The sequence below is a fragment of the Burkholderia sp. HI4860 genome, assembly GCF_002223045.2.
GTDB lineage: Bacteria > Pseudomonadota > Gammaproteobacteria > Burkholderiales > Burkholderiaceae > Burkholderia.
Map to the genome: position 1 here is coordinate 3,084,518 of NZ_NKFO02000003.1, position 20,701 is coordinate 3,105,218.

A 20,701-nucleotide genomic window follows, 5' to 3' on the forward strand; every position below is an offset into this window, starting at 1 on the left:
TCAATCCTTCTTGTAGCGGTATGCGGAAAAGCCTGCCGCCGCGAGCGGCATACCCTCGGCCCATGCCGGCGGGGTCGCGATCAGGCTCGACAGCTCGTCGGCCGAGTAGTCGTCGGTGTCAGGCGCTTCTGTAATCAGCTCGTCGTGGATGGACAGCACAATGTCGTAGCCGGCCGCCTCGACTGCGGGGGCGTTGTAGAACAGCACGTCGCGCGCGACGGCCTGGCACAGGTTCTCGAAGATCTTGCCGCCGTACGTTTTCGTGCGCTGCCACTTCCGCGTGTACTGGTTCACGCCCATGTAACTGATCTCGCCGTCGTCGCTCACGCGCGGCGCGAGGTAGCAGAGCTGGCGCTTGCTCGGCAGCTGCACGCGCAGCCACTCGCCGTCGCGCCGCATGATCACGCGCCGCGCGTGCACGGTCTTGCCCGGTGAGCTGATCGCGAGGATCGCCGCGTCGCGCAACTCGCCCCAATAGCTCGAGATCTGCGGGTGCGCAGCACGCCACGCGCGCTTCAGGATGTCGCAGGCGATGAACACGTCTTGCGGCAGGCCGAGCGTGCGGCGCTTCTTCACGGCCCAATCCCACATGCCGCGCGCGCCGCGCACGATCTCGGGGTCAACAGTGTCGAGCGCCGCGAACACGGCCGCGCGGATGTCGTCGAGATCCATTTTGTAGGTCATGGTGAACGTGACGAACGCGCCGACGCCACCCTCGTACGCGAGCGCCAGCTCCTGCACCTTGCCGAGCTGGCGGCGTTCCTTCGTCACCTCCGCGATGTCGACGCCGAACGAGCGCGCGTATGCGAGCTTGTACAGGTCGGGCCCGGTGCCTGCGTCGTAGTCGCGGAACGCCTGCAGCTTCCACTTTTCTCCGGCGAGCCACGCCGCGTCGCGGCCTTCGATGTTCGACAGGTCGGACACGTACAGGCGCTTGCCGTTCGGCGCGATGATCGTGCCGCGCACGACGTTTGCGGTCAGACCGATCACGTTCTCGAACACGAGATCCGCGCAGCCGGATTTCAGCGCTTCGATCCCGAGCTCGGTGTAACGCTCGGCGTCGCCGTCTGAGAACCTCGCGGCGCCGAGCTCGCGCGCCATCAGGCCGACGTCGGGGCGGGGCATGTTGCCGGGCTGGAACAGCCGGTGCGCGACGCGGCCCGTGCGCTGCGCGCCACAAAACTGCATCAGGCCGCGCAGGCGGCCGTCGGCCGACACGCCGCGCAGCAGCGTTTTGTATTTCGACGAGCTCGTCATCGTCGCTTCGAGCCGAATCGCGAGCAGTTCGCGCAGCGCGTCCGGCAGATCCGGATCGTTGATGCGGCGCTCGAGCGTCGACTTCTTCATGTCGGGCAGGTCGACGCCGTACTCGGCGAGCAGGTGCGCGAGCAGCTTGTCGCGCTGCGTGGCCTTCGCGACTTCGCCGTCGGTCAGCTCGACCGTGCGCGCGGCGAGATCCTTCTGTGCGCGATCGATGGTGCGCACCGCGGCCTCGGCCAGCTCGACGTCCATCTGCATGCCGCGCATGTTGATGCGCTGATCCTGATGCCAGAGCGCGAGCTCGGTCGCGTTGTTTGGGTAGTTCCAGCGCGGCATCGCATTGTGCACAGCGCGCTCGGCGGTGATGTCGGCGCCCGCGTACGTGAGGAACTTCGCCCACTGCTCGGGGTGCGTCTCGCGCGTGGCGCGGCGCAGTTCGCTGTACGCGGGCCGCGGCTTGCAGAACAGCTGGATCAGCGCCGCGCCTTCCTTGTCCTTCGCCTGGTCGGTCGGGATGTTGAAGATCTCGCAGAGCAGGGCGAGCTTGCCGGGCAGGCCGTGCGCGTACGCCTGCACCATCGTGTCGCGCCACTTGTGCTCGGGCATGCGCGCGTAGATCTCGGGCGCCGCGTGCTTCAGCACGACGCGATCGAACATGCCGCCGTTCTGCCACCAGTATTCGTCGGCCGCGTCGATCGCCGCGTCGAGCTCGGCCGGCATCGGCGCGCCGGTGGTCACGTCCCACGTGCCAACCGGTCCGTCGTCGACAGCCCATGTCCAGATCATGATCTCGACGCGCTCGGCGTATCGGTGCGTGCCGTGGTTCAGCGGGGTAGGGCTGAAAGTTTCAGTGTCGAGCCAGAGCTTCATGCGAGGTCTGCTCCTTCCAGTTCTTCCGTCTCGTACACCTCGCACGATTCCGAGCAGCCTCCGTCCTCGACCGCCGACATCGGGATGCGACCGGCTGCCTGGAATTCCGCAATGAGCTCGGTTGCCGAGGTGTAGCCGCGAAATTGCTTGCGCGGGCCCGGCACGTTGTTCGGGCCGACGTGGCTGTAGTTGCGCTCGATGAAGATCGGGAATTCGAACGCCTCGGGCGTCTCCTGATAGACGAGCTGCAGCTTCCGCTTCGACTTCTTGTGGCACGTCTTGCAGTTGCCCTGGTGCTCAGGGATCGCTAAATCCCATTCGAACGGTTCGAAATAGTCGAGCACCATCGGCTTGTCGGTCGGCCAAATGTCGACGAGCGGGTAGATCAACTTCTGCGCAGCAGCGCGCGCAGAGACGCGGCGCGTTTCATCCGCCCGAATACCGATGGCAGTGTAGTAGCTGCCGGCTTTCCATCCGATGGATTCAGACCACCACTCCATCGGGTTGGTCTTCAGTTCGCGGGTGCAGAGTTTGAACGTCTGGTTCGGGATGCCGTACTTGGCGACCACTTCCTTAAATGCTTCGTTGTTCGTGCGCAGCGTGTCCCACGTGACGACACGGTGCGTGCATGATTTGCGGGTGCCTGGGTGCACGACGGCTTCGAGCAGCGTTAGGTTCAGGCCGAAATGCTCGTCCACCGCGCGCAGGAATCGGTATGTGTCCGGGTGTTCACTGGTCGTGTTCGCGAACACGTACCGAATATCCCACTCGTCGGGAGAAAAATTTTCCTTGATGAGCCCCGCCATCAAAGCAGACGTGCGGCCGCCGGACACCGACACGCGAAGACGTTTCTTTTGCACCATTACAAGCTCCGGGCTGTTTTTGTCGAATACAACCGATAGGTTGTTAGAAGAGGGTGATCTGTTCGAAAGGCATATCCGGCCACGTGTGCCAGGCTTTCACCGCGTTCTCGCGCCAGTGCGTGACGCGCATGTTCCAGTGCACGTGTAGCCCGCACACCAGCTTCCCGTCGAGCGGCACGATGTGATCGACGACGTACTGCTCGCCGGTAACGCGCGTTGCCGTGGCCGCGAGCAGGTAGAGCGAGTTGATCGCGAGACGCTGCAGCGACGACAGCCACGGCGGGGTCGCGCGACGCTCGCGTGCGCGCCGGCGTTTGCCTGCCATCAGGCCCGAGGTGATCAGCGGCGCGCGGCGCTTCACGGGCACGAACAGCGGGCCGGCGTGATGGCCGCCGCGCAGATCGAGCGATTGCTGCGTGTTCATTGGTTCGCCTCGAGCGTGACGTAGGTAAGTGCGAGCAAACCGGGCAAGCCGTACGCTTCAACGGTCGTGCGGATCAGTTCGCACGCGGTACGGAACGCGGTTTGTTCCTCGTCGGACATGCGCGACACGCTGCCGTCGATGATCAGCATCGTCACTTCACCTTCGGTGCTCATGCGCTCACCTCGTCGGGTTGGTAGTTCGGATCCAGATAGTCGGGATCGCCTGGCCGGCGTTCCTCCCCGTTGCGCCGGAAAAAGCAGCCGACCGTGCCGCGGCGGTGCTTCGTGCATTCGTAGCGACCGGTCGAGCCCGTCCAGATGAACGCGCCGCACTGGCACTCGGTCGCGCCGTGTTCCTTCGGGAAATTCTTGATCTCACGAAACTTCGTCCCACCGCAGCCGGCGCACCTCCATCCGCGTGCGTACTCGTCGGGGTGCTTCGGCAGCGTGTAGCGCCGCTTGCACTTCTCCCGACTGCAGCGGATGTGCACGCGCCGGCGCGGCAGGATCAGGCTCATTTCGCGGCGCGGCGGTCGATCTGTTCGATCGCGGCGAGGATCAGCGCGCCGGCCTTCACGAGCATCTGGCGCGGCGGGGCGGGCTTCCACCAGGCGCGCTGCCACGGCCACCACGCAGGCGTGAGCGCGATGCGTCGGTCGAACGCATGCAGCGCGTACGAGCCGCCGGCCACCGCGAGTTCGCCATCGAGGTATTCGTCGTCGTGCGCAGGCGTGAAGCCTTCGACGTCGACCTGACGGCGGCGCTCAGCGAGCACATCGCGTGCGGCTTGCGATGTCGTGCCGGTCGCTTCGAGCGCGCGAGACAACCAGCGGATACGCTCCTTCGCCGCCGTGAGCAACGCAATCGACGACGGCTCGCCGCGGAGGATCGCCTCAACATTGAGGCTCCGGTGATCGTGCAGAAAGACTGCGTTAGCGAGCTCGTCGTCGGTGAGCCGACCGAGCGTCAGCTTCGAGCGCTCGCAGTCGTATTGCGACCCGTGCGGGTCGGACTCGCCGGCGGCTCGCCACTTTGCGGCCGGCGTGGGCGCTTGATCCGGTTGCTGTTGCATTGCAATCTCCTGATAAGTAGTCCGAAGGTCCGGCGTCCCGATCTTTCCGCTGTCTGATTTCAGCGCTCGCGGTTTGCGCATGCCGTCGCCGTGCGGCTGACCTGCGGGCGGCGACGGGTAGCGAGAAAGGGTGGTGTGCCATGGCGCCGGCCACGGCTGGAGACGAGCGCCCCGCTTATCAGAGGCACCCGGGCGCGAGGCCCGGGGCTGCAATTAGCCGAGCTCGTCCTCGGTTTCTTCCGGCGCGGCGGCGTCGAAGTCGTCTTCGTTGCCGCGGCTCGCGCCCGAGAAGCTGTCGCCGGCGGCATGGAACTGCACGCCCTGCAGGCCGCAGCGGATGCCCGGGTTCGTCTTCGTCTGCGCGTAGATGTCGATCGTCGCGTTCACGTAGCAGCCAGCGTAAATGCGGCCTTCCTTGCCCGGCAGCCATTCGCCATTCGAGTCGACGAGCCGTGCGATCTTCTGCGTTTCGGGATCCAGCACGTTGTCGAGCAGCAGCGGGCGGCCGTCGTCGCGCTTGCGGTGCGCGGCGATGTACATGTGGTCTTCGAAGCCGTCGAAGTCCTTCAGGTCACCGTTCTGGTAGCAGAACTTGTTCGCGTTGCCGCGAATGCTTTCGAGCATCGCGTCGGCCTTCTTGGCCCATCCTTCGATAGCAACCGCCTTGATCGCGTCCTCGATCGCCTTGTCGTGCGCGCTGCCCTTCGGGATGAGGAACGTCGCGCTGTAGCGGTACTTTCCGTCACCGGCCTCGAACTCGCCCGCCGTGCGAAGGTTGTTGATGAAGGCGATTCGGACGTTGTTGAGCTTGACTTTCATGGGTAATGCTCCTTCGGTGGAATGGGGTTACGCGAGGTCGCTGCCGTCGTCGACGGTCGCGACTTCGAAGTCGTCTTCGGGCGGTTGGATTTCGAGGGCGGGGCGCGGGTCGGAGTCCGGCGCCACGGACGGGCGGCCGTCGCGCTGCACGATCAGGGCCTCGACCTTCTTCCAGCGTCGCGGCGATTCGTTGCGCAGCAGCTTGTCGGCTTGCGTGGGGCTGATGAGCTTGAAGTTGTACATCTGGTCTTGCTTCAGGCGCATCGACTTCAGCAGCGTCTCGGCGGCTTCGGGCTCGTTCCACTGGCGCGCGCCGCGGCGGCCGGCCACGAGCTTGACGCCCGGTACCGCGCGGGCCTGCAGCAGCTCGTGCTCGATGCGGCCGCGCACGGCCTTGCCCCACGAGTCGATCAGGTCGAGCGACGCGTAGATCAGGCCGAGGCGTTCATTTGTGAGCAATTGCGGGTCGGCCGGGTTAGGTGCGTTGCTCACCTGTCCGAGCGTCGCGAAATCCGCCAGTACCTCGAAGTCGGCGCCGATCGTCGCCTCGACGTGCGCGGCGAGCGCCGGGCACACGGCCTTGGCCTTGCAGAACTGGCACTGCTTTTCGCCCGGGTTGAAGTCGCTCGGGCTGAGCGGTGCGAGCTCGACGCTGTCGACGTACAGCAGCGCGCGGCCGGCCGCTGGCTTCGCGGTTTCGGAGATCCACGCGTGCAGCTCGGCCGGCGTGATCGCCCACTCGCTCGGCTTCTCGCTCACGCGTGGCTGGTGGATCACGATGTTGATGCGGTCGAAGTCGTAGAACGCGCTGTGTTCCTCGTGCGCTGCGTCGGCGTAGATCATGGCCTGGTAGTTACGCTCGGCCTGCACCGCGACGCCGCGCCCGTACTTCAGGTCACGCACCTCGATCTCGGCGCGGCCGTCCGGCCATACGGCGATGATCACGCAATCGCTCGTGCCCTTCGCGCCGCGCTCGCCCGTGATGTGCTCGATCGACAGCCGTTGTTCGACGAGCAGCGTCACCTCGGCGCCGGCGAGGCGCAGGGCCTCGACACGCTCGCGCACGCCGTCGACGTACAACTGCACGAAGCCGGCCATTTCCTCGTCGACTTCAAATGTGCGGCGCGGCTCGGTGATCGCTTCGCCCGATTCCTCGTCGCGGCGCATCACCGTGCCGACCGGGATCACCGTGCCGATGTGCTGCTCGGCGTCCTCGTCAGCGTTGAGGCACCACTTCGCGAGCTCGTGCGCGGCGGTGCCTTCGTCCGCGTACTCGCTCGATTCGTCCGGCTGGCCGATCTGCGCAGCGGTCGACGCCGCGCACTCGATCCAGGTATAGGCCGACGACGGGGACAGGAGCGCGTGCTCCTGATCCTCGACGACGGCCGCAATCGCGGTCTTGTTCATGCGTCCGCCTGTTCCGACTCGCGCGGGTCGAGCTCGCCGGCGAGCACGCGCAGGCCGTACGCGAACACGTCCGCATACTGGTCTTCGCTCAGCCCCTTCTTGCCGGGCTTCTCGCTGACAGCGTTCGCGCCGAAGCGAGCGAGCACGGCCTCGGCGATCGCGCGGCCGTCGCCCGGGATCTTCTGGTTGATACCGAACACGATCAGGCGCTTCACGTTCTCCAGCGTCGGCTCGGCGTCCTTCAGCTCGGCGTAAATCTCGGCCGTCTTGTCAGCCCACGGCTTGAGCTCGCCGCTCGGCGGCACGTCGTTGGATTTCGCGGGAGTCGGTGCAGACGTCGCGCCAGACGGCTTCGATTCGGTCGCGGTCTGCGCGGAGCCCGAGGCATCGGCGGCAGGTGCATCCGCTGCCGTGCCCGACGTCTGCTTTTTTGCTGCGTCGGCTTCCTTCTCCTTCAGCTGGCGCTGTGCAGTCGCGACTGCCTGCACGCCGGGCGAGGAATGAAGCGCGGCGCTTGCCTGCGCGGTTTGCAGGGCGCCGGATGCGATCAGTGCGGCAGTGAGTTCCTTGATCGCCGCGGTGTTTTCGGCGATGGCCTGTTCGAGAGACATGTAAAGCACTCCTTAACGGTTGTGCGGCTCAAGGGCCGCGGCGGGTAATGCGAAGTCGGTCAGTGCCGGTGGTGTTCGTCGGCGTTAATGTGGCGGATACCGTCGACCAGCAGGACAGCCGCCGCAGCGGCTACCGCGAGGCCGAACCAGACGATTGCCATTTCAGTAGCCGAGCCAGTCGCGGGAGGCGCTGCGCGTGGCCGGGATCGTCGAGCGCTCGATCGACACGCTGTTGTCGGCGGCGACCACTTCGCACGCCACGGTCAGCGTGCCGTCGCCGTTGTCGATCACGCGTTCGGGCAGATGATGGGTTTCAATCCAGCGGATCAGATCCGCTGTCGTTTCGTCGCACATTGCAATCTCCGATTCGGCAGGTGGTGTGTCAGGTTACACTGTACACGAATCGTAGGCGACGCTGTACTTGAATGTCAAGTGACGCTGTACACAACGCGCGAAAAAATACCCGCTCGCGGCGGGTATTGGTTTGGCAGGGTGGGGCGGCTTACACGAGCGGGCGCCACTGGCCGGTGACGACGCCGATAATTTCGGTCGTCTTGTCGAACGGGATATAGCGCGTCGGCCAGTTCGGATTGAGCGCGTGCAGCATCGGGCCGTCGCTTTCGTCGAGCAGCAGCTGCTTGAACGTCGCCTTTTCGCGGTCGCGGCGCGCAATGACCAGGCTACGATGCCGCGCATCGTGCTCGGGGTTCACGCTGATGAAATCACCGTCGCGGAACGAAAGGTCGCCGGCGGGGTTGAACATGCTGTCGCCGACGACGCGCAGCACAAAGCCGTGCCGGCCGCTCGGGAACGGACACGCGATCCAGTCCTCGGCGTCCCCCGGTTGAAAGTTATCCACTATCTCGCTCCAGTCTCCAGCTTGCACCCACGAAATGAGGGGCAGCTTTCCGACTGGCCATTCTGTAATGTTGCTTTCAGGTTCGTCAATCTTGTTTTTCACCCATTTCCAAGCGCTAGATGCACCGGACGCGCCCGCGCCGAGTAGGCCGCCAACAACCACGCCCACCGGGCCGCCGCCAAGAGCTCCGAGCGCTGCGCCGCTCGCTGCGCCTCCGAGCACGCCGCCGCGTGGACGCGCATGGACGGTTGCGGAGTCAACAAACGACGGGCCGGTGCTCGTCGGCACAGAAGTGTCCCCTTCGAGCAGGTAGATCACCGACGTTTCGAGCAGCTCGGCGAGTTTCGCCAGCTTGTTGGCGTCCGGCTTCGAGCGCCCACTTTCCCATTCGGACACGGATGCGCGCGAGATCCCGAAGGTGTCGGCGACCTGCTGCAGCGTCAGCTTCTTCGCAGTGCGCAGCGCGCGGATGCGGGTGCCAATGTGTTCAGCTTCGGTCATCACGACAATCTCCTATCTTTCAGTTGACTGTACAGCGGCGCATAACTACCATGTACAGCATTACCTGACATCGAACGGGGGCAACGTGTCACTCATCAAGGACGCAGTAACCGAGGCCGGCGGTGCGACCGCGGTCGCGACCGCGTTCGGCATCTCGCGAATCTCGATCTACGAGTGGATCGAGAAAGGCCGCGTGCCCGAACCGCGCGTCTTGCGCCTGGCCGAGCTGACGAAATGGAAGTTCACGCCGCACCAAATCGCACCGGCGCTGTACCCCAATCCCCGCGACGGACTGCCCGTCTAAGTGTCAGGTAAGACCTAACACGGGCCGAACATTAACCGAAAAATCAGGCACATACGGGAATACCCGTGTTGCCTGTGTGGGTATTCGTCCATGCAAAACGCATCCGAATCAGCTAATTGGGTCGGTATCGCGAGCACCCGCCGACATACCATCTTCGCGCGGATCTGCGCATATTCATATGAACAATGAGACTCTGGTCGCGGCGCTCGCGCCGATCGTTTCGCGCGTCGTCACTTCGCACTGCTGGGTAAAGCGTGATGGGCCGCCGTCGCACATTCGCAAGCCGCTGACTGCCGAGCGCCTTGCGCATCACGTGAACGGTGGGCCGGCCTACGGTGCGGCGCAGATAGAGCCCGGCGCGTCGACGACGCGCGTCGCGTGCCTCGACCTGGATTCGCACAAGGGCGAGACGTCGTGGTACGACATGCAGGCTGCGGCGCTGCGCGTGATGGCCGCGCTCGAGGCTCGGGGCATGCGGCCGATCCCGTTCCGGTCGTCCGGCGGAGCAGGGCTGCACATCTACTTGCTGTGGGACGAGCCGCAGGACGCGTACAGCGTGCGGTGCCTGCTGCGCGACGCGCTCGCCGCGTGCGAGCTGCGCGACGGCGTCAAGGGCGTGGCCGCAGGCCAGGTCGAGATCTTCCCGAAACAGAACAGCGTGCCGACCGATGGTTTCGGCAACATGTTCGTGCTGCCGCTGGCTGGCAAGTCGGTGCCGCTCGATTCGTTCGAGCTCGACGACATGCCGAAGGCGTTCGCGGCTGAGATGGATTGGCCGACGAGCGCCGACGTGCCGCGCGTCGAGCGCGAAGAGATCGTGATGCCCGGCGCGGTCGACGTGCCGGTCGAGCTCGAAACGTTGAAGTCGGCGCTCGACATGATTCCGAACGCTGGTGACGCCGAGCTCGACTATGAGGAGTGGCGCAACGTCGTGTTCGCGATCCACCACGCGGCGCGCGGCAGCGACGACGGCCTCGCGCTTGCGCACGCGTTCTCGGCGCGGTCGAGCAAGTACAACCCGCAGTTCCTCGACGAGCGCGTGTGGCCACACATCGGCAAGACGTCGAGCGACGAGCGCGCGCCGATCACCGGCCGCACGGTGCTGCACCTGGCGCGCGCGCACGGCTGGCAGGAACCGATCGAAGATGACTTCGAGGTCGCCGCCCGCGTCGAGGCGATCGCTGTCGGCGCGCCGCGCGCGGCCGAGCCGGTGGTCGAGTTCCGCGACGATGCGCCGCTCGATGACGACGAGGTGATCCTCGTTCAGTCGGATCCGCCGGCGAAGCCGCCGCTCGCCGGGAAAAAGAAGCAGAACGACGAGCCGCCGAAGGGCTATCGTGCGCGCACCGAGTTCGGTAACGCCGAGCGCATGCTCGATCGCTTCGGTGCGGGCCTGATGTACGTGCCCGAGCTCGAAGCCTGGTACGCGTGGACGGGCGTCTACTGGCGCCGCGCCGTGCAGGTCGAGCTCGAGAACATGGCGAAGGAAACGATCCGCGCGCTGGTGGACGAGGCCGAGGAGCTGCAGACGGCCGAGGAACGGATCGAGTTCTTCAAGTTCTGCGCCGCGTGCCAGAAAGCCGCGATGGTGTCGAACATGATCCGCCTGGCCGCGTCCGACCCGCGCGTCGTCGTGCCCGTCACCGAGCTCGACAAGCACACGCACCTGCTCGGCGTCGGGAATGGCGCCGTCGACCTGCGCACCGGCGAGCTGCTGGCACCGGACAAGGAACACCGCATCACCGTCGTGACGCCGGTCGAATACGACCCGCGCGCCGCGGGCCCGCTGTTCGAGCAGACGGTGCGCGACGTATTTTTCGATGACGACGAGCAGGTCGAGTTCTTCCAGCGCCTCATCGGCTATTCGTTGCTCGGCACGCCGCGCGAGGATCTGCTCGTGATCCCGCACGGCGTCGGCTCGAACGGGAAGTCGACCGTGCTCGGCAAGATCCGCGACGCGCTCGGCGCGCACGCGAAGTCGGCGAGCGCCGAGACGTTCCTGTCGGCCAGCGGCGGGCAGGGTGCGGCGGCCGGCGCCGCCCGCGAGGATCTTCTGCGCCTGCGTGGCGCGCGCTTCGTCTATGTTGGCGAGCCGGACGAGGGTAGCGAGCTGCGCGAGGGGCTGATCAAGGCGATGACGGGCGGCGATCCGATCCCGGCGCGCGGCCTCTGGTCGAAGACGACGATCGAGGTCGTGCCGACGTGGGTCGCCTTCATGCCGACCAACCACCGGCCGATTGTGAAGGGTGACGATCACGCGATCTGGCGGCGGCTGATGCTCGTGCCGTTCGAACGAAATTTCGACCGGGACGCCACGATCAAGAAAGACCCGACGCGCGCCGAGCGCCTTGCGGCTGAGCTGCCCGGTGTGCTCGCGTGGTGCGTGCGCGGCGCGCTTGCCTATCAGCAGCACGGCCTGCGGCCGACGTCGAGTGTCGCCGCGGCGCGCGATGCGTACAAGGCGGACATGGATCTGCTCGCCGACTGGATCGACGAGCGCTGTCGCGTGGGCCGCGATGCCGCGTCGACGAACGAGGACTTGTGGCGATCCTGGCGCACGTTCGCCGAGCAGCGGGGCGAACTGCGATTTATTGCCAATTCGCGCGCGCTCGCACGCCGCATTGCTGCGCGCGGTTTTTCGCAGATTAAGAACACGTACGGGATTCGCGGGCGCGGATTTGCAGGAATTTGCGTGAACGATGACGTTGATTTCGAGGGCAGTGACCTCGCGTGAGTGAACGCGCAGAAATTTGCACGTTGTTGGTGGACGCGGGGCCGAAGTTGGGACGATAGGGACGATAGTTTGGCTTTTTTCACTATCTTTTTTATCACTATATAGAGAACAAAAAGATAGGGAAAAATCGGGTTTTATCGTCCCTATCGTCCCAAACCGGAACATGCTGAAAATTACTTGTTAAGTTGTACTTATTTACGAGTTTGACTTTACCGAAGCGATGAACAATGCTCCGGTCAACGATGAAGGAAGGGCAAACCATGACCCAAAGCGGAATTGATTGGCGCGAGGTGCTGTTTGACCTGCGGCGTCTCGACCTCATGCCGAAAGACGTGGCGCGGGAACTGCGTGGCGTGATCAGCGAGGCGGCCGTGCGTGCATACACCGAGGAAGTGCGCGAGCCGTCGCACGTGCGCGGCGAGCTGATCCTCGATCTCTGGTGCGAGAAGACTGGCAAGCGCCGCGAAGACGCGCCGCGCAGGCCGCTGTTGCTGCGTTCGAACCCTCTGGCGCGGGTGGTGCGCGCATGAGCAAGCTGAACGCAAAACAGCGCGTGTTCGTCGCTGAGTACCTGAAGGATTTGAACGCCGCCGCCGCCGCGCGCCGCGCCGGGTACAGCGAGAAGAATGCCGACCGCATCGGCTCGCAGTTGCTAGGGAAAACTTGGGTTGCAGCTGCAATCGCCGAGGCGATGCAGAAGCGCGCTGCGCGCACCGAAATCGACCAGGATCGCATCGTGCGTGAGCTCTGGCACGTGCTGACCGCAGACGCGAACGGGCTCGTCGAGTACCGCCGCACGTGCTGCCGCTACTGCTACGGGCTCGGCCATCGCTACCAGTTCACCGCCGGCGAGATGGAGATCGCGAAGCGTGAGCACGCGGCGTTCGTGTTGAAGGCGCAGCAGGACGAAACCGAGCTGCCCGCCGAGTTGCTGATCTTCAACGAGCGCGGCGGCATCGGCTTCGATCCGCGCAAGCCACCTGTCGACGGCTGCCCGGAATGTTTCGGCCAGGGCGAAGGCGAGGTGTTCGTGAAGGACACGCGCGACCTATCGCCCGAGCTGCGCAGCCTGTACGCGGGCGTAAAGCGAACGAAGGACGGGCTCGAGGTGAAGATGCACGACAAGAAGGCGATGGGCGAACTGCTGATGCGCCACCTCGGCATGCTGAACGACAAGCTCGAACTGACGAAGCCGCGTGTGCGCGTGAAGGATCTGACGGGCCGCAAACCGAATTGAAATACCCATCGGCGATCTAAACGAATCCCGGATTGCCTTGTCTGGCGGGCGTTGCGTAACGCTCAACACGCGAAAACGTCGCGTAGCTACCCGCCTAGCTACCTTTTCGACGGGCGCTACGCCCGGTTTTCCATGAGCGAAATCGAATTCCACTACAAGCCGCAGGGCGCGACGCTCGAGCAATACATCCTGTCCCGCGCGTCGCGCTCGTTCATCATGGGCCCGCTCGGCAGCGGCAAGACGAACGCAAGTTGCTGGAAGGCGTTCCGGATCATGTGCGAGCAGGAGCCCGACGCCGACGGCGTGCGGCGCTCGCGCGGCGCGGCCGTGCGGAACACCTACCCCGACCTGCTGTCGACGACCGCGAAGGACTGGCTCGACATGTTCGGCGATCTCGGCCGGTGGGTGGGCGGTGGCCTCGAACCGCCGACGCACTACCTGTCGTTCGAGCTCGAGGACGGCACGAGCGTCGAAGCCGAAATGGTCTTCATCGCGCTCGATCGCCCCGAGCACGAGCGCAAGCTGCGCGGCATGCAGCTCACGTTCGCCTGGCTGAACGAGGTGAAGGAACTCGCGAAGCCGATCCTCGACATGCTCGACCTGCGTGTCGGCCGCTACCCGAAGGACGTGCACCCGACCTGGTACGGCATCTTTGGCGACACGAACGCGCCGGACTCCGACCACTGGTACTACGTGCTCGCCGAGGAAACGAAGCCCGAGGGCTACGCGTTCTTCCGGCAGCCGGGCGGCGTCGTGCGCGACGGCGATCGGTGGATCGTGAACCCGCTCGCGGAGAACATCGACAACCTGCCGCCGGGCTACTACGAGCGCGGCATGCAGGGCAAGAAATTCGACTGGATCAAGGTGAACCTCGGCAACGACTACGGATTCGTCGTCGACGGTAAGCCGGTGCATCCGGACTATGCCGATTCACTGCACTGCAAACCGTTCGAGCTCGTGAAGTCGCAACCGCTCTGGATCGGGATGGACTTCGGTCTGACGCCGGCCGCGGTGATCGGGCAGCGTAAGCCGATGGGCGGCTGGCGCATCCGGTCGGAGGTCGTGGCCACCAGCATGGGCGCGAAGAAGTTCGGGATCGAGCTGAAACGCCACCTCGCCGAGATCTACCCGGGCTTTGAGGTCGCGGGCATCTACGGTGACCCGGCGGGCGATCAGCGGTCGCAGGCCGACGACGAGGACACACCGTTCCGGATCCTGCGTGCGGCCGGCTTCGAGGCGAAGCCCGCGCCGACGAACGACACGGCGCTGCGCTACGGCGCCGTCGACGAGGCGCTGACGCGGATCATCGACGGCGAGCCGGGGCTGCTCGTGCACCCGGATTGCCGCACGCTGCGCAAGGCGCTGTCGGGCGGCTACTGCTTTCGCCGCATGGCCGTGAGCGGCGAGCGGTACGCGGACAAGGCGGACAAGAACATGTACTCGCACGTGGCCGAGGCGAGCCAGTATCTGCTGGTGGGCGCCGGCGAGCACAAGCACCTGGTGCGCGTGAAGCGTACCGGCGGCAAGCGGCCGAACCGCGCGACGACGGACTGAGCTCCATCGACTACCACCGACGGCCATCTACCGCCAACTACGCACGATTCTGCGCGCGTGACCGCCTAGCCTCTTCGGGAATCTCCGGAGAGGCGCATGAAATTCCTCGGGCTGAGCCCTGATATCCCGGCAGCGGCCCCGCTGCCCGACAACACGCAAGCCACGACCGACACGACAGCGGCCGCCGATGACGCGACCGCGAAGCTGCGCAAGCGCCGCGGTACCGCCGCGACGATCCTCGCAGGCGATTCGGCGTCGGTCAGCTCGTCGTCCGTCAACGCGCCTGCGGCGAGCGCCGCCGGCAAAGTCATGCTTGGCCAATGACGAACGACGACGCGAAGCTGCTGCAGGCACTGAACGCCGACCACGGCCGCATGAAGGAAAAGCGGCAGTCGTACGAGGCGGTGTGGAACGACGTCATCGACTACCTGATGCCGCGCCTCGACAAGTTCGGCCAGCTCCCGCGCCCGGACAGCGAGAAGGGCCGCGAGCGCTCGCAGAAGATGTTCGACTCGACCGCGCCGCTGGCGCTGCGCAACTTCGTCGCCGCGATGGATTCCATGATCACGCCGGCGACGCAGGAATGGCACCGGCTGAAAACGGGCGATGAATCGTTGAACGAGATCGCGTCGGTGAAGGCGTACTTGCAGCAGGTCGTGCGCACGCTGTTCGCCGTTCGCTACCGCTGGCAGGGCGGCTTTGTCACGCAGATGGGCGCGACGTACCAGAGCATCGGCCTGTTCGGGCCTGGCGCGCTGATGATCGAGCACGACGTCGGCAAAGGCATCGTCTATCGCAACGTACCGATGCAGCGCCTCTGGTTCGCCGAGAACAATGCGGGGCTGATCGATAAGACGCATGTGCAGTGGGAACTGACGCTGCGCCAGGCTGCGCAGCGCTTTGGCCGCGAGAACCTGTCGCCGTCGATGCAGTCTGCGCTCGAACGCGACCCCGAGAAATCCGCGATGTTCTACCACGCTGTCGAGCCGCGCGCCGATCGCGATCCGCGCAAGCTCGACGGCCGCAACATGCAGTTCGCGTCGTACTGGCTCGACGAGGGCCGCGACCGCATCGTGCAGAACAGTGGGTTCCGCACATTCCCGTTCGCGATCGGGCGCTTCTACGTCGGCACCGCCGATGTGTACGGCGGCAGCCCCGCATACGACGCCATGCCGGACATCCGCATGGCGAACGACATGGCGAAGACGAACATCCGCGGCGCGCAGAAGCTCGTCGACCCACCGCTACTCGCGAGCGAGGACGGCGTGCTCGAAGGCTTCGATCTGCGTTCCGGCTCGCTCAACTGGGGCGGCCTGGACGAGAAGGGCAACGAGATGGTGAAGCCGCTGCTCACGGGCAAGCAGGCGCAGATCGGCATCGAGTTCGCGCAGGACACTCGGCAGACGATCAACCAGTGGTTCTACGTCACGCTGTTCCAGATCCTCGTCGACAGCGGCGACATGACCGCGACCGAGGTGTTGCAGCGCGCGCAGGAGAAAGGCGTGCTGCTCGCGCCAACGCTTGGCCGCACGCAGTCGGAACTGCTCGGCCCGATGATCGCGCGCGAGGTCGACATCCTCGCCGAGGCCGGCCAGCTGCCGCAGATGCCGCAGGAACTGATCGATGCGGGCGCCGACGTGGACATCGACTACGACAGCCCGCTCAACAAGGCAATGCGCGCCGGCGCGAGCACCGCGACGCTGCAGTGGCTGCAGCAGCTCGGCGTCGTCTCGCAGTTCGACCCGGCTGCCGCGAAGGTGCCGAATGGCGCACGCATCGCGCGCTTGCTCGCCGATTCCGGTGGCGTCCCGGTCGAGGCCATGAACACCGACGAGGAACTGCAGGCGCAGCAGGCCGCCGAGGCGCAGGCCGCGCAGATGCAGCAAATGCTCGCCGCGGCGCCGGTGGCGGCTGGCGCAATCAAGGATCTTACTGACGCGTCGACAGCGGCGCAGACGGCGAGGGTGTGATGCGCGCGCCGATCAGCCGCTTTCTCAGATTCTGGAACCGCCGCGAGCAATACCGACGGTGCTTCTGTGACGAGCGAGGGAAGCTGACGCCGGCCGGCGAGGCCGTGCTCGCGGATCTCGCGCAGTTCTGCCGCGCCAACCAGTCGACCGTGATCACGTCTCCCGTGCAGCGCACGATCGATCCGCTTGCGACGATGGTCGCCGAGGGCCGGCGCGAGGTGTTCGTGCGCCTGATCCAGATCCTCGGGATGGACGACGAACAGCTCAACTCCCTGAAGGACGAGGCCCCCGAATGAATCTCGTATCGATGAAGCTAACGCCCGCCGAGGCGAAGACCGAAGCCAACGAAGGCACGGCAATGGCCGCGCCGGAAGACCAGCCCGCGTACCCGTGCGGGCTGTCGATCTACCTGGACGACGAGGTGCTGGCAAAGCTCGGTATGACCGCGCTGCCCGACGTCGGCGCGCCGCTGACGCTGATGGCTCGCGTCGAGGTGTGCAGCAAGAGCCAGTACGAGAACCAGAAGGGCACCGACACGAGCCTGTCGCTGCAGATCACCGACATGGCGCTCGCACCCGAGACGCAGTCGCCCGAGCAGCGCGCGGCGAAGTTCTACGCCAACACCCCGACAACCTGATAGGAGCTTCCCGTGAACGGCAGCGAAATTGAGCAGGAAATCATCGCCAAGGGCAAGACAGCGCCGCGCGTCACGCCGGACGAAATAGAGGCGGTCATCGCCAGCGAGCACTACTTCACGGCGGGCGAGGGAATTGCCGGACGCTGCTACCGCGAGGTGTCCACCCTCCATTCGCCGTGGGAGCTGGAGCTGCTGACGTTCTGCGTGCTCGTGTTGCGCAACGGCTTCACCGTGACTGGCGAAAGCGCGTGCGCAAGCCCCGAGAACTTCGACGCCGAGATCGGCCGCAAGGTGGCGCGCGCGAACGCCGTGCAGAAGATTTGGCCGCTCGAAGGCTATCTGCTGAAGCAGCGTCTGCACGACGCCGCGTAATCGCGCGCTTTACCGTAACCAACCGATTCAGGAGGTTCCATGTTTTTCCGCATGTTCCGCAAATTCCGATTGCTCGAAGGCGAATCCGGCACGACCGGCGAGCCGACTGGCGGCGCACCGGCTGCCGCAGCAGCGACCGGCACGCCTGCTGCCGAAGGCGGTCAACCCGCGACCGGCGCGGCACCGGCCGATGGTGCCACGCCGCCCGCAGCAGGCACGCACGATTCTGCGCCGACGTGGCTGCAATCTATCGCCGACGCTGACCTGCGCCAGTTCGTCGAAGCCAAGGGCTTCAAGGACGCGGGCGAGGCGGTGAAGGCGATGCGCGAGTTTGAAGCGAAGCATGCGGTGCCGGCGAGTGTCGAGGAATACCAGCTCGGCGATGGCGACTTCGCGAAGACTGCGGCGACGTGGTTCCACGAGGCCGGCATCCCGGCCGAGGCCGCGAAGGCGCTGGCCGCGAAGTGGAACGGTTACGTCGGCGAGCAGAACACGGCAGCCGAGGCCGCACGACTGGCGAAGGGCGAAGCGGAGCTCACGACGTTGAAAAGCGAGTGGGGCACCGACTACGACAAGAACATCGAGCTCGGCCGCCAGGCGATGCGCAAGTTCGGTGTGTCGGGCGAGGTGATCGACAAGCTCGCGGGCGCAGCCGGCGACGCAGCAACGATCAAGGTGTTCTCGCAGATCGGCGCGTCGCTGAGCGAAGGAACTTTGAATCCGGGTGGCGATGGCGGTAGCAGCGGCGCGGCGCTCACCCAAGAACAACGCGCTGCGAAGTTCTACGCCAACACGAAAACGTAAGGAGCATCCATGGTCACTCTTGCAACGAACAACCCGACCCTCGCCGACATCGCGAAGGGCCTCGATCCGGACGGCTCGGTCGCGCAGACGATCGAGATTCTCGACCAGACGAACGAGATCCTCAAGGATGCGACGTTTGTCGAGGGCAACCTTCCGACCGGCAACCGCACGTCGATCCGTTCGGGCTTGCCGACGCCGACGTGGCGCAAGTTGTACGGCGGTGTTCAGCCGACGAAGGCGACGAAGGTGCAGGTCACCGACAACTGCGGCATGCTCGAAGATTACGCCGAGGTCGACAAGGCACTCGCCGATCTGAACGGCAATGCGATGTCGTTCCGTTTGTCGGAGGATCACGCGCACATCGAGGGCATCAACCAGGAAGCCGCGCAAACGCTGATCTACGGCAACGAAGGATCGGCCCCCGCCGAGTTCACCGGCCTTGCGCCGCGCTACAACTCGCTGTCCGCGCAGAACGCCGACAACATCGTCGACGCGGGCGGCACGAGTGCCGACAACACCTCGATCTGGTTGGTCGTGTGGGGGCCGAATACGGCGCACATGATCACGCCGAAGGGTTCGCAGACCGGGCTGAGCGTGACCGACAAGGGTCAGGTTACGGTCGAGAACGCGGACGGTGCCGGTGGGCGCATGGAAGCGTACCGCACCCACTACAAGTGGGATCTCGGTTTCACGCTGCGCGACTGGCGCTACGTGGCGCGCGTCTGCAACATCGACGTGTCCGATCTCGCGACGTCGGCGAATACGCAGGCGCTGATCCGCTACATGATCATGGCGTCGGAACGTATCCCGCAGTTCGGCATGGGCCGCGCGGCGTGGTACGTCAACCGCAATATCCGCGAAAAGCTGCGCCTCGGCATCATCGACAAGATCGCGAACAACCTGACGTGGGACACCGTGTCGGGTCAGCGCGTGATGATGTTCGACGGCATTCCGGTGCGCCGTACCGACGCAATCCTCAACTCGGAATCGCGCGTCGTCTAACGCGGCGGGACGGCGCTTGCGCGTCGCCCACTCTCACCGAACCCATTCGAAAGGACACCGCAATGTACATCGACTCGCTTCTCGAATTCTCGCGTGCGCAGGCGCTGTCGGCGTCGGGCGCATCGACGAACATCATTGATCTCGGCAGTGACCGCGACATCGGGCCCGGCCGACCGCTGTGGATTGTCGTCTCGGTCGCAGCCGCTGCCATCGGCACGGGCACCTACACGATCGATCTGGAAACCGACGACAACTCCGGTTTCGCCTCGCCGACGAAGATCGCATCGGTGACGCCGGCTGCTGCCGCACTGACTGCCGGGCAGCGCCTGGTACTCGGCATGCCGTTCGCAAACGAGCGTTATCTGCGCCTGAACTACACGCTCGGTGGCACGACGCCGGGCGTCACGCTCAACGCGTTCCTGACCGATCAGGATCCGACGGCGTGGCAGGCATACCCGGACGGTATCGCGTAACCCGCGACAGCTGATCGATGGGTGGCTATCGCCGCCCGCTCAACGCACACAACGAGGTAAGACATGCCGAAGGTCAAGGCGATTCAAACGGGCTTCTACAAGGGCACCCGTAAGCGCGTAGGTGCGGTGTTCGAAGTCGCGAAGGGTGAGAAGGCGAAATGGTTCGTTCCGGCTGACGAGGCGGCCGACGGCCCAAAAGCCCGTGGTCGCAGCGACAGCGCATCGAGCACGGATCAGAAGAATGGTTCCGGCTCGTCCGGCGAGCAGGCCGGCGACGATCTGCGGTAACGGACTGACGAATGGCGTCGCAGGTAGGTATCGCGAATCGCGCGCTGACCAAGCTTGGGTCGGCGCGCATCACTTCGCTCGATGAGGACTCGAAGGCAGCGGCCACGCTGAATTCGATGTACGACGATGTGCTTGACGCATGCCTGCGTGAGCACGTCTGGTCGTTCGCGAAGACGCGCGCGCAGCTCGCCGCGCTTGCCGATGCGCCGCTGTTCGGGTTTGGCTACCAGTATCGACTGCCGGCCGACTTCATTCGCCTGATCCAGATCGGGCAATTCCTCGTCTACCCGCGCACTGACACGCGCGGCCTGTTCAGCATCGAATCGGGGAACATTCTGACCGATCTGCAGGCGCCGTTGTACATCCGCTATACGAAGCGCGTCACGGATCCGAACGCGATGGACGCGTTGTTCCGCGAGGTGTTCGCGTGCCGCCTGGCAGCCGAGTCGTGCGAGAGCCTTACGCAGAGCGCGACGAAGCGCCAGGCGGCATGGGCTGAACACGAGCAGGCTGTCGCGAAGGCGATCCGAGTCAATGCGATCGATCGCCCGTCGCAGCCGATCGGCGAGGACACGTGGCTCGAAGCGCGCAACGGCATCCCGTTCCCGGGCGAGACACCGATCATTCGTCGCTAGGAGGAC

26 protein-coding genes are annotated in these 20,701 nt (G+C 65.2%); 15 read left to right on the top strand and 11 right to left on the bottom strand.

What is annotated here, in order from left to right:
• The 11 genes from CFB34_RS29695 to CFB34_RS29745 form a co-directional block, all read right to left on the bottom strand.
• Nucleotides 1-2,130: a DNA polymerase I gene (locus CFB34_RS29695; RefSeq protein WP_179243643.1), complete on the bottom strand. Its 2,130-nt coding sequence runs from the start codon at nt 2,128-2,130 to the stop codon at nt 1-3.
• A complete protein-coding gene (locus CFB34_RS29700) occupies nt 2,127-2,993 on the bottom strand; it encodes a phosphoadenosine phosphosulfate reductase family protein (RefSeq protein ID WP_089440551.1) in 867 nt (288 codons plus the stop codon). The genes CFB34_RS29695 and CFB34_RS29700 overlap by 4 nt, the downstream gene beginning before the upstream one ends.
• Before the next feature lie 43 nt (nt 2,994-3,036).
• Nucleotides 3,037-3,417 carry a hypothetical protein gene (locus CFB34_RS29705; protein ID WP_089440550.1) on the bottom strand — a complete coding sequence of 127 codons (381 nt, stop codon included), beginning with the start codon at nt 3,415-3,417 and terminating at the stop codon, nt 3,037-3,039.
• Nucleotides 3,414-3,590 carry a hypothetical protein gene (locus CFB34_RS29710; protein ID WP_179243642.1) on the bottom strand — a complete coding sequence of 59 codons (177 nt, stop codon included), beginning with the start codon at nt 3,588-3,590 and terminating at the stop codon, nt 3,414-3,416. Before CFB34_RS29710 ends, CFB34_RS29705 begins: the two co-directional genes overlap by 4 nt.
• Nucleotides 3,587-3,934 carry a hypothetical protein gene (locus CFB34_RS29715; RefSeq protein ID WP_089440549.1) on the bottom strand — a complete coding sequence of 116 codons (348 nt, stop codon included), beginning with the start codon at nt 3,932-3,934 and terminating at the stop codon, nt 3,587-3,589. Before CFB34_RS29715 ends, CFB34_RS29710 begins: the two co-directional genes overlap by 4 nt.
• Complete coding sequence (locus tag CFB34_RS29720; RefSeq protein WP_179243641.1) at nt 3,931-4,488, bottom strand: ead/Ea22-like family protein; 558 nt, start codon at nt 4,486-4,488, stop codon at nt 3,931-3,933. Before CFB34_RS29720 ends, CFB34_RS29715 begins: the two co-directional genes overlap by 4 nt.
• Nucleotides 4,489-4,701: 213 nt before the next feature.
• Nucleotides 4,702-5,307 carry an ssDNA-binding protein gene (locus CFB34_RS29725; protein ID WP_089440548.1) on the bottom strand — a complete coding sequence of 202 codons (606 nt, stop codon included), beginning with the start codon at nt 5,305-5,307 and terminating at the stop codon, nt 4,702-4,704.
• Between the two features lie 27 nt (nt 5,308-5,334).
• Nucleotides 5,335-6,714, bottom strand: a complete 1,380-nt coding sequence (locus CFB34_RS29730; RefSeq protein WP_089440547.1) for a DUF2800 domain-containing protein — start codon at nt 6,712-6,714, stop codon at nt 5,335-5,337.
• Entirely contained in the window at nt 6,711-7,325 is a 615-nt protein-coding gene (locus tag CFB34_RS29735; RefSeq protein WP_089440546.1) for a hypothetical protein, read from the bottom strand. The genes CFB34_RS29730 and CFB34_RS29735 overlap by 4 nt, the downstream gene beginning before the upstream one ends.
• 162 nt (nt 7,326-7,487) lie before the next feature.
• On the bottom strand, nt 7,488-7,679 hold the full coding sequence (locus CFB34_RS29740; protein ID WP_089440545.1) for a hypothetical protein: 192 nt from the start codon (nt 7,677-7,679) through the stop codon (nt 7,488-7,490).
• A gap of 148 nt (nt 7,680-7,827) precedes the next feature.
• Entirely contained in the window at nt 7,828-8,685 is an 858-nt protein-coding gene (locus tag CFB34_RS29745) for an XRE family transcriptional regulator (protein ID WP_218828632.1), read from the bottom strand.
• Nucleotides 8,686-8,770: 85 nt separating this feature from the next.
• Between CFB34_RS29745 and CFB34_RS29750 the strand changes: the two genes are divergently transcribed.
• From CFB34_RS29750 to CFB34_RS29820, 15 genes are all read left to right on the top strand, one after another.
• Nucleotides 8,771-8,989 carry a YdaS family helix-turn-helix protein gene (locus CFB34_RS29750; protein WP_089440544.1) on the top strand — a complete coding sequence of 73 codons (219 nt, stop codon included), beginning with the start codon at nt 8,771-8,773 and terminating at the stop codon, nt 8,987-8,989.
• Nucleotides 8,990-9,167: 178 nt separating this feature from the next.
• Nucleotides 9,168-11,723 carry a phage/plasmid primase, P4 family gene (locus CFB34_RS29755; RefSeq protein ID WP_218828631.1) on the top strand — a complete coding sequence of 852 codons (2,556 nt, stop codon included), beginning with the start codon at nt 9,168-9,170 and terminating at the stop codon, nt 11,721-11,723.
• Between the two features lie 260 nt (nt 11,724-11,983).
• Complete coding sequence (locus CFB34_RS29760) at nt 11,984-12,253, top strand: hypothetical protein (protein ID WP_107313991.1); 270 nt, start codon at nt 11,984-11,986, stop codon at nt 12,251-12,253.
• A complete protein-coding gene (locus CFB34_RS29765) occupies nt 12,250-12,960 on the top strand; it encodes a terminase small subunit (protein ID WP_089440542.1) in 711 nt (236 codons plus the stop codon). The genes CFB34_RS29760 and CFB34_RS29765 overlap by 4 nt, the downstream gene beginning before the upstream one ends.
• Nucleotides 12,961-13,092: 132 nt before the next feature.
• Nucleotides 13,093-14,514: a TerL gene (locus CFB34_RS29770; protein WP_089440541.1), complete on the top strand. Its 1,422-nt coding sequence runs from the start codon at nt 13,093-13,095 to the stop codon at nt 14,512-14,514.
• Between the two features lie 96 nt (nt 14,515-14,610).
• Entirely contained in the window at nt 14,611-14,838 is a 228-nt protein-coding gene (locus tag CFB34_RS29775; RefSeq protein WP_089440540.1) for a hypothetical protein, read from the top strand.
• Complete coding sequence (locus CFB34_RS29780; protein WP_089440539.1) at nt 14,835-16,484, top strand: portal protein; 1,650 nt, start codon at nt 14,835-14,837, stop codon at nt 16,482-16,484. The genes CFB34_RS29775 and CFB34_RS29780 overlap by 4 nt, the downstream gene beginning before the upstream one ends.
• The gene (locus CFB34_RS29785) at nt 16,484-16,780 is read left to right on the top strand and encodes a hypothetical protein (protein WP_089440538.1); all 297 of its coding nucleotides are present in this window, start codon (nt 16,484-16,486) and stop codon (nt 16,778-16,780) included. Before CFB34_RS29780 ends, CFB34_RS29785 begins: the two co-directional genes overlap by 1 nt.
• Nucleotides 16,777-17,121 carry a capsid staple protein gene (gene gp10, locus CFB34_RS29790; RefSeq protein WP_089440537.1) on the top strand — a complete coding sequence of 115 codons (345 nt, stop codon included), beginning with the start codon at nt 16,777-16,779 and terminating at the stop codon, nt 17,119-17,121. Before CFB34_RS29785 ends, gp10 begins: the two co-directional genes overlap by 4 nt.
• 12 nt (nt 17,122-17,133) lie before the next feature.
• A complete protein-coding gene (locus CFB34_RS29795; protein WP_089440536.1) occupies nt 17,134-17,493 on the top strand; it encodes a Gp49 family protein in 360 nt (119 codons plus the stop codon).
• Between the two features lie 39 nt (nt 17,494-17,532).
• On the top strand, nt 17,533-18,297 hold the full coding sequence (locus tag CFB34_RS29800; RefSeq protein ID WP_242808710.1) for a hypothetical protein: 765 nt from the start codon (nt 17,533-17,535) through the stop codon (nt 18,295-18,297).
• A 9-nt stretch (nt 18,298-18,306) separates the two neighbouring features.
• The gene (locus tag CFB34_RS29805; RefSeq protein ID WP_089440535.1) at nt 18,307-19,299 is read left to right on the top strand and encodes a major capsid protein; all 993 of its coding nucleotides are present in this window, start codon (nt 18,307-18,309) and stop codon (nt 19,297-19,299) included.
• 62 nt (nt 19,300-19,361) lie between these two features.
• Nucleotides 19,362-19,772: a Bbp16 family capsid cement protein gene (locus CFB34_RS29810; RefSeq protein WP_089440534.1), complete on the top strand. Its 411-nt coding sequence runs from the start codon at nt 19,362-19,364 to the stop codon at nt 19,770-19,772.
• 63 nt (nt 19,773-19,835) lie between these two features.
• Complete coding sequence (locus CFB34_RS29815; protein WP_089440533.1) at nt 19,836-20,060, top strand: hypothetical protein; 225 nt, start codon at nt 19,836-19,838, stop codon at nt 20,058-20,060.
• Nucleotides 20,061-20,071: 11 nt separating this feature from the next.
• A complete protein-coding gene (locus CFB34_RS29820; RefSeq protein WP_089440532.1) occupies nt 20,072-20,695 on the top strand; it encodes a hypothetical protein in 624 nt (207 codons plus the stop codon).
• Nucleotides 20,696-20,701: the final 6 nt, after the last annotated feature.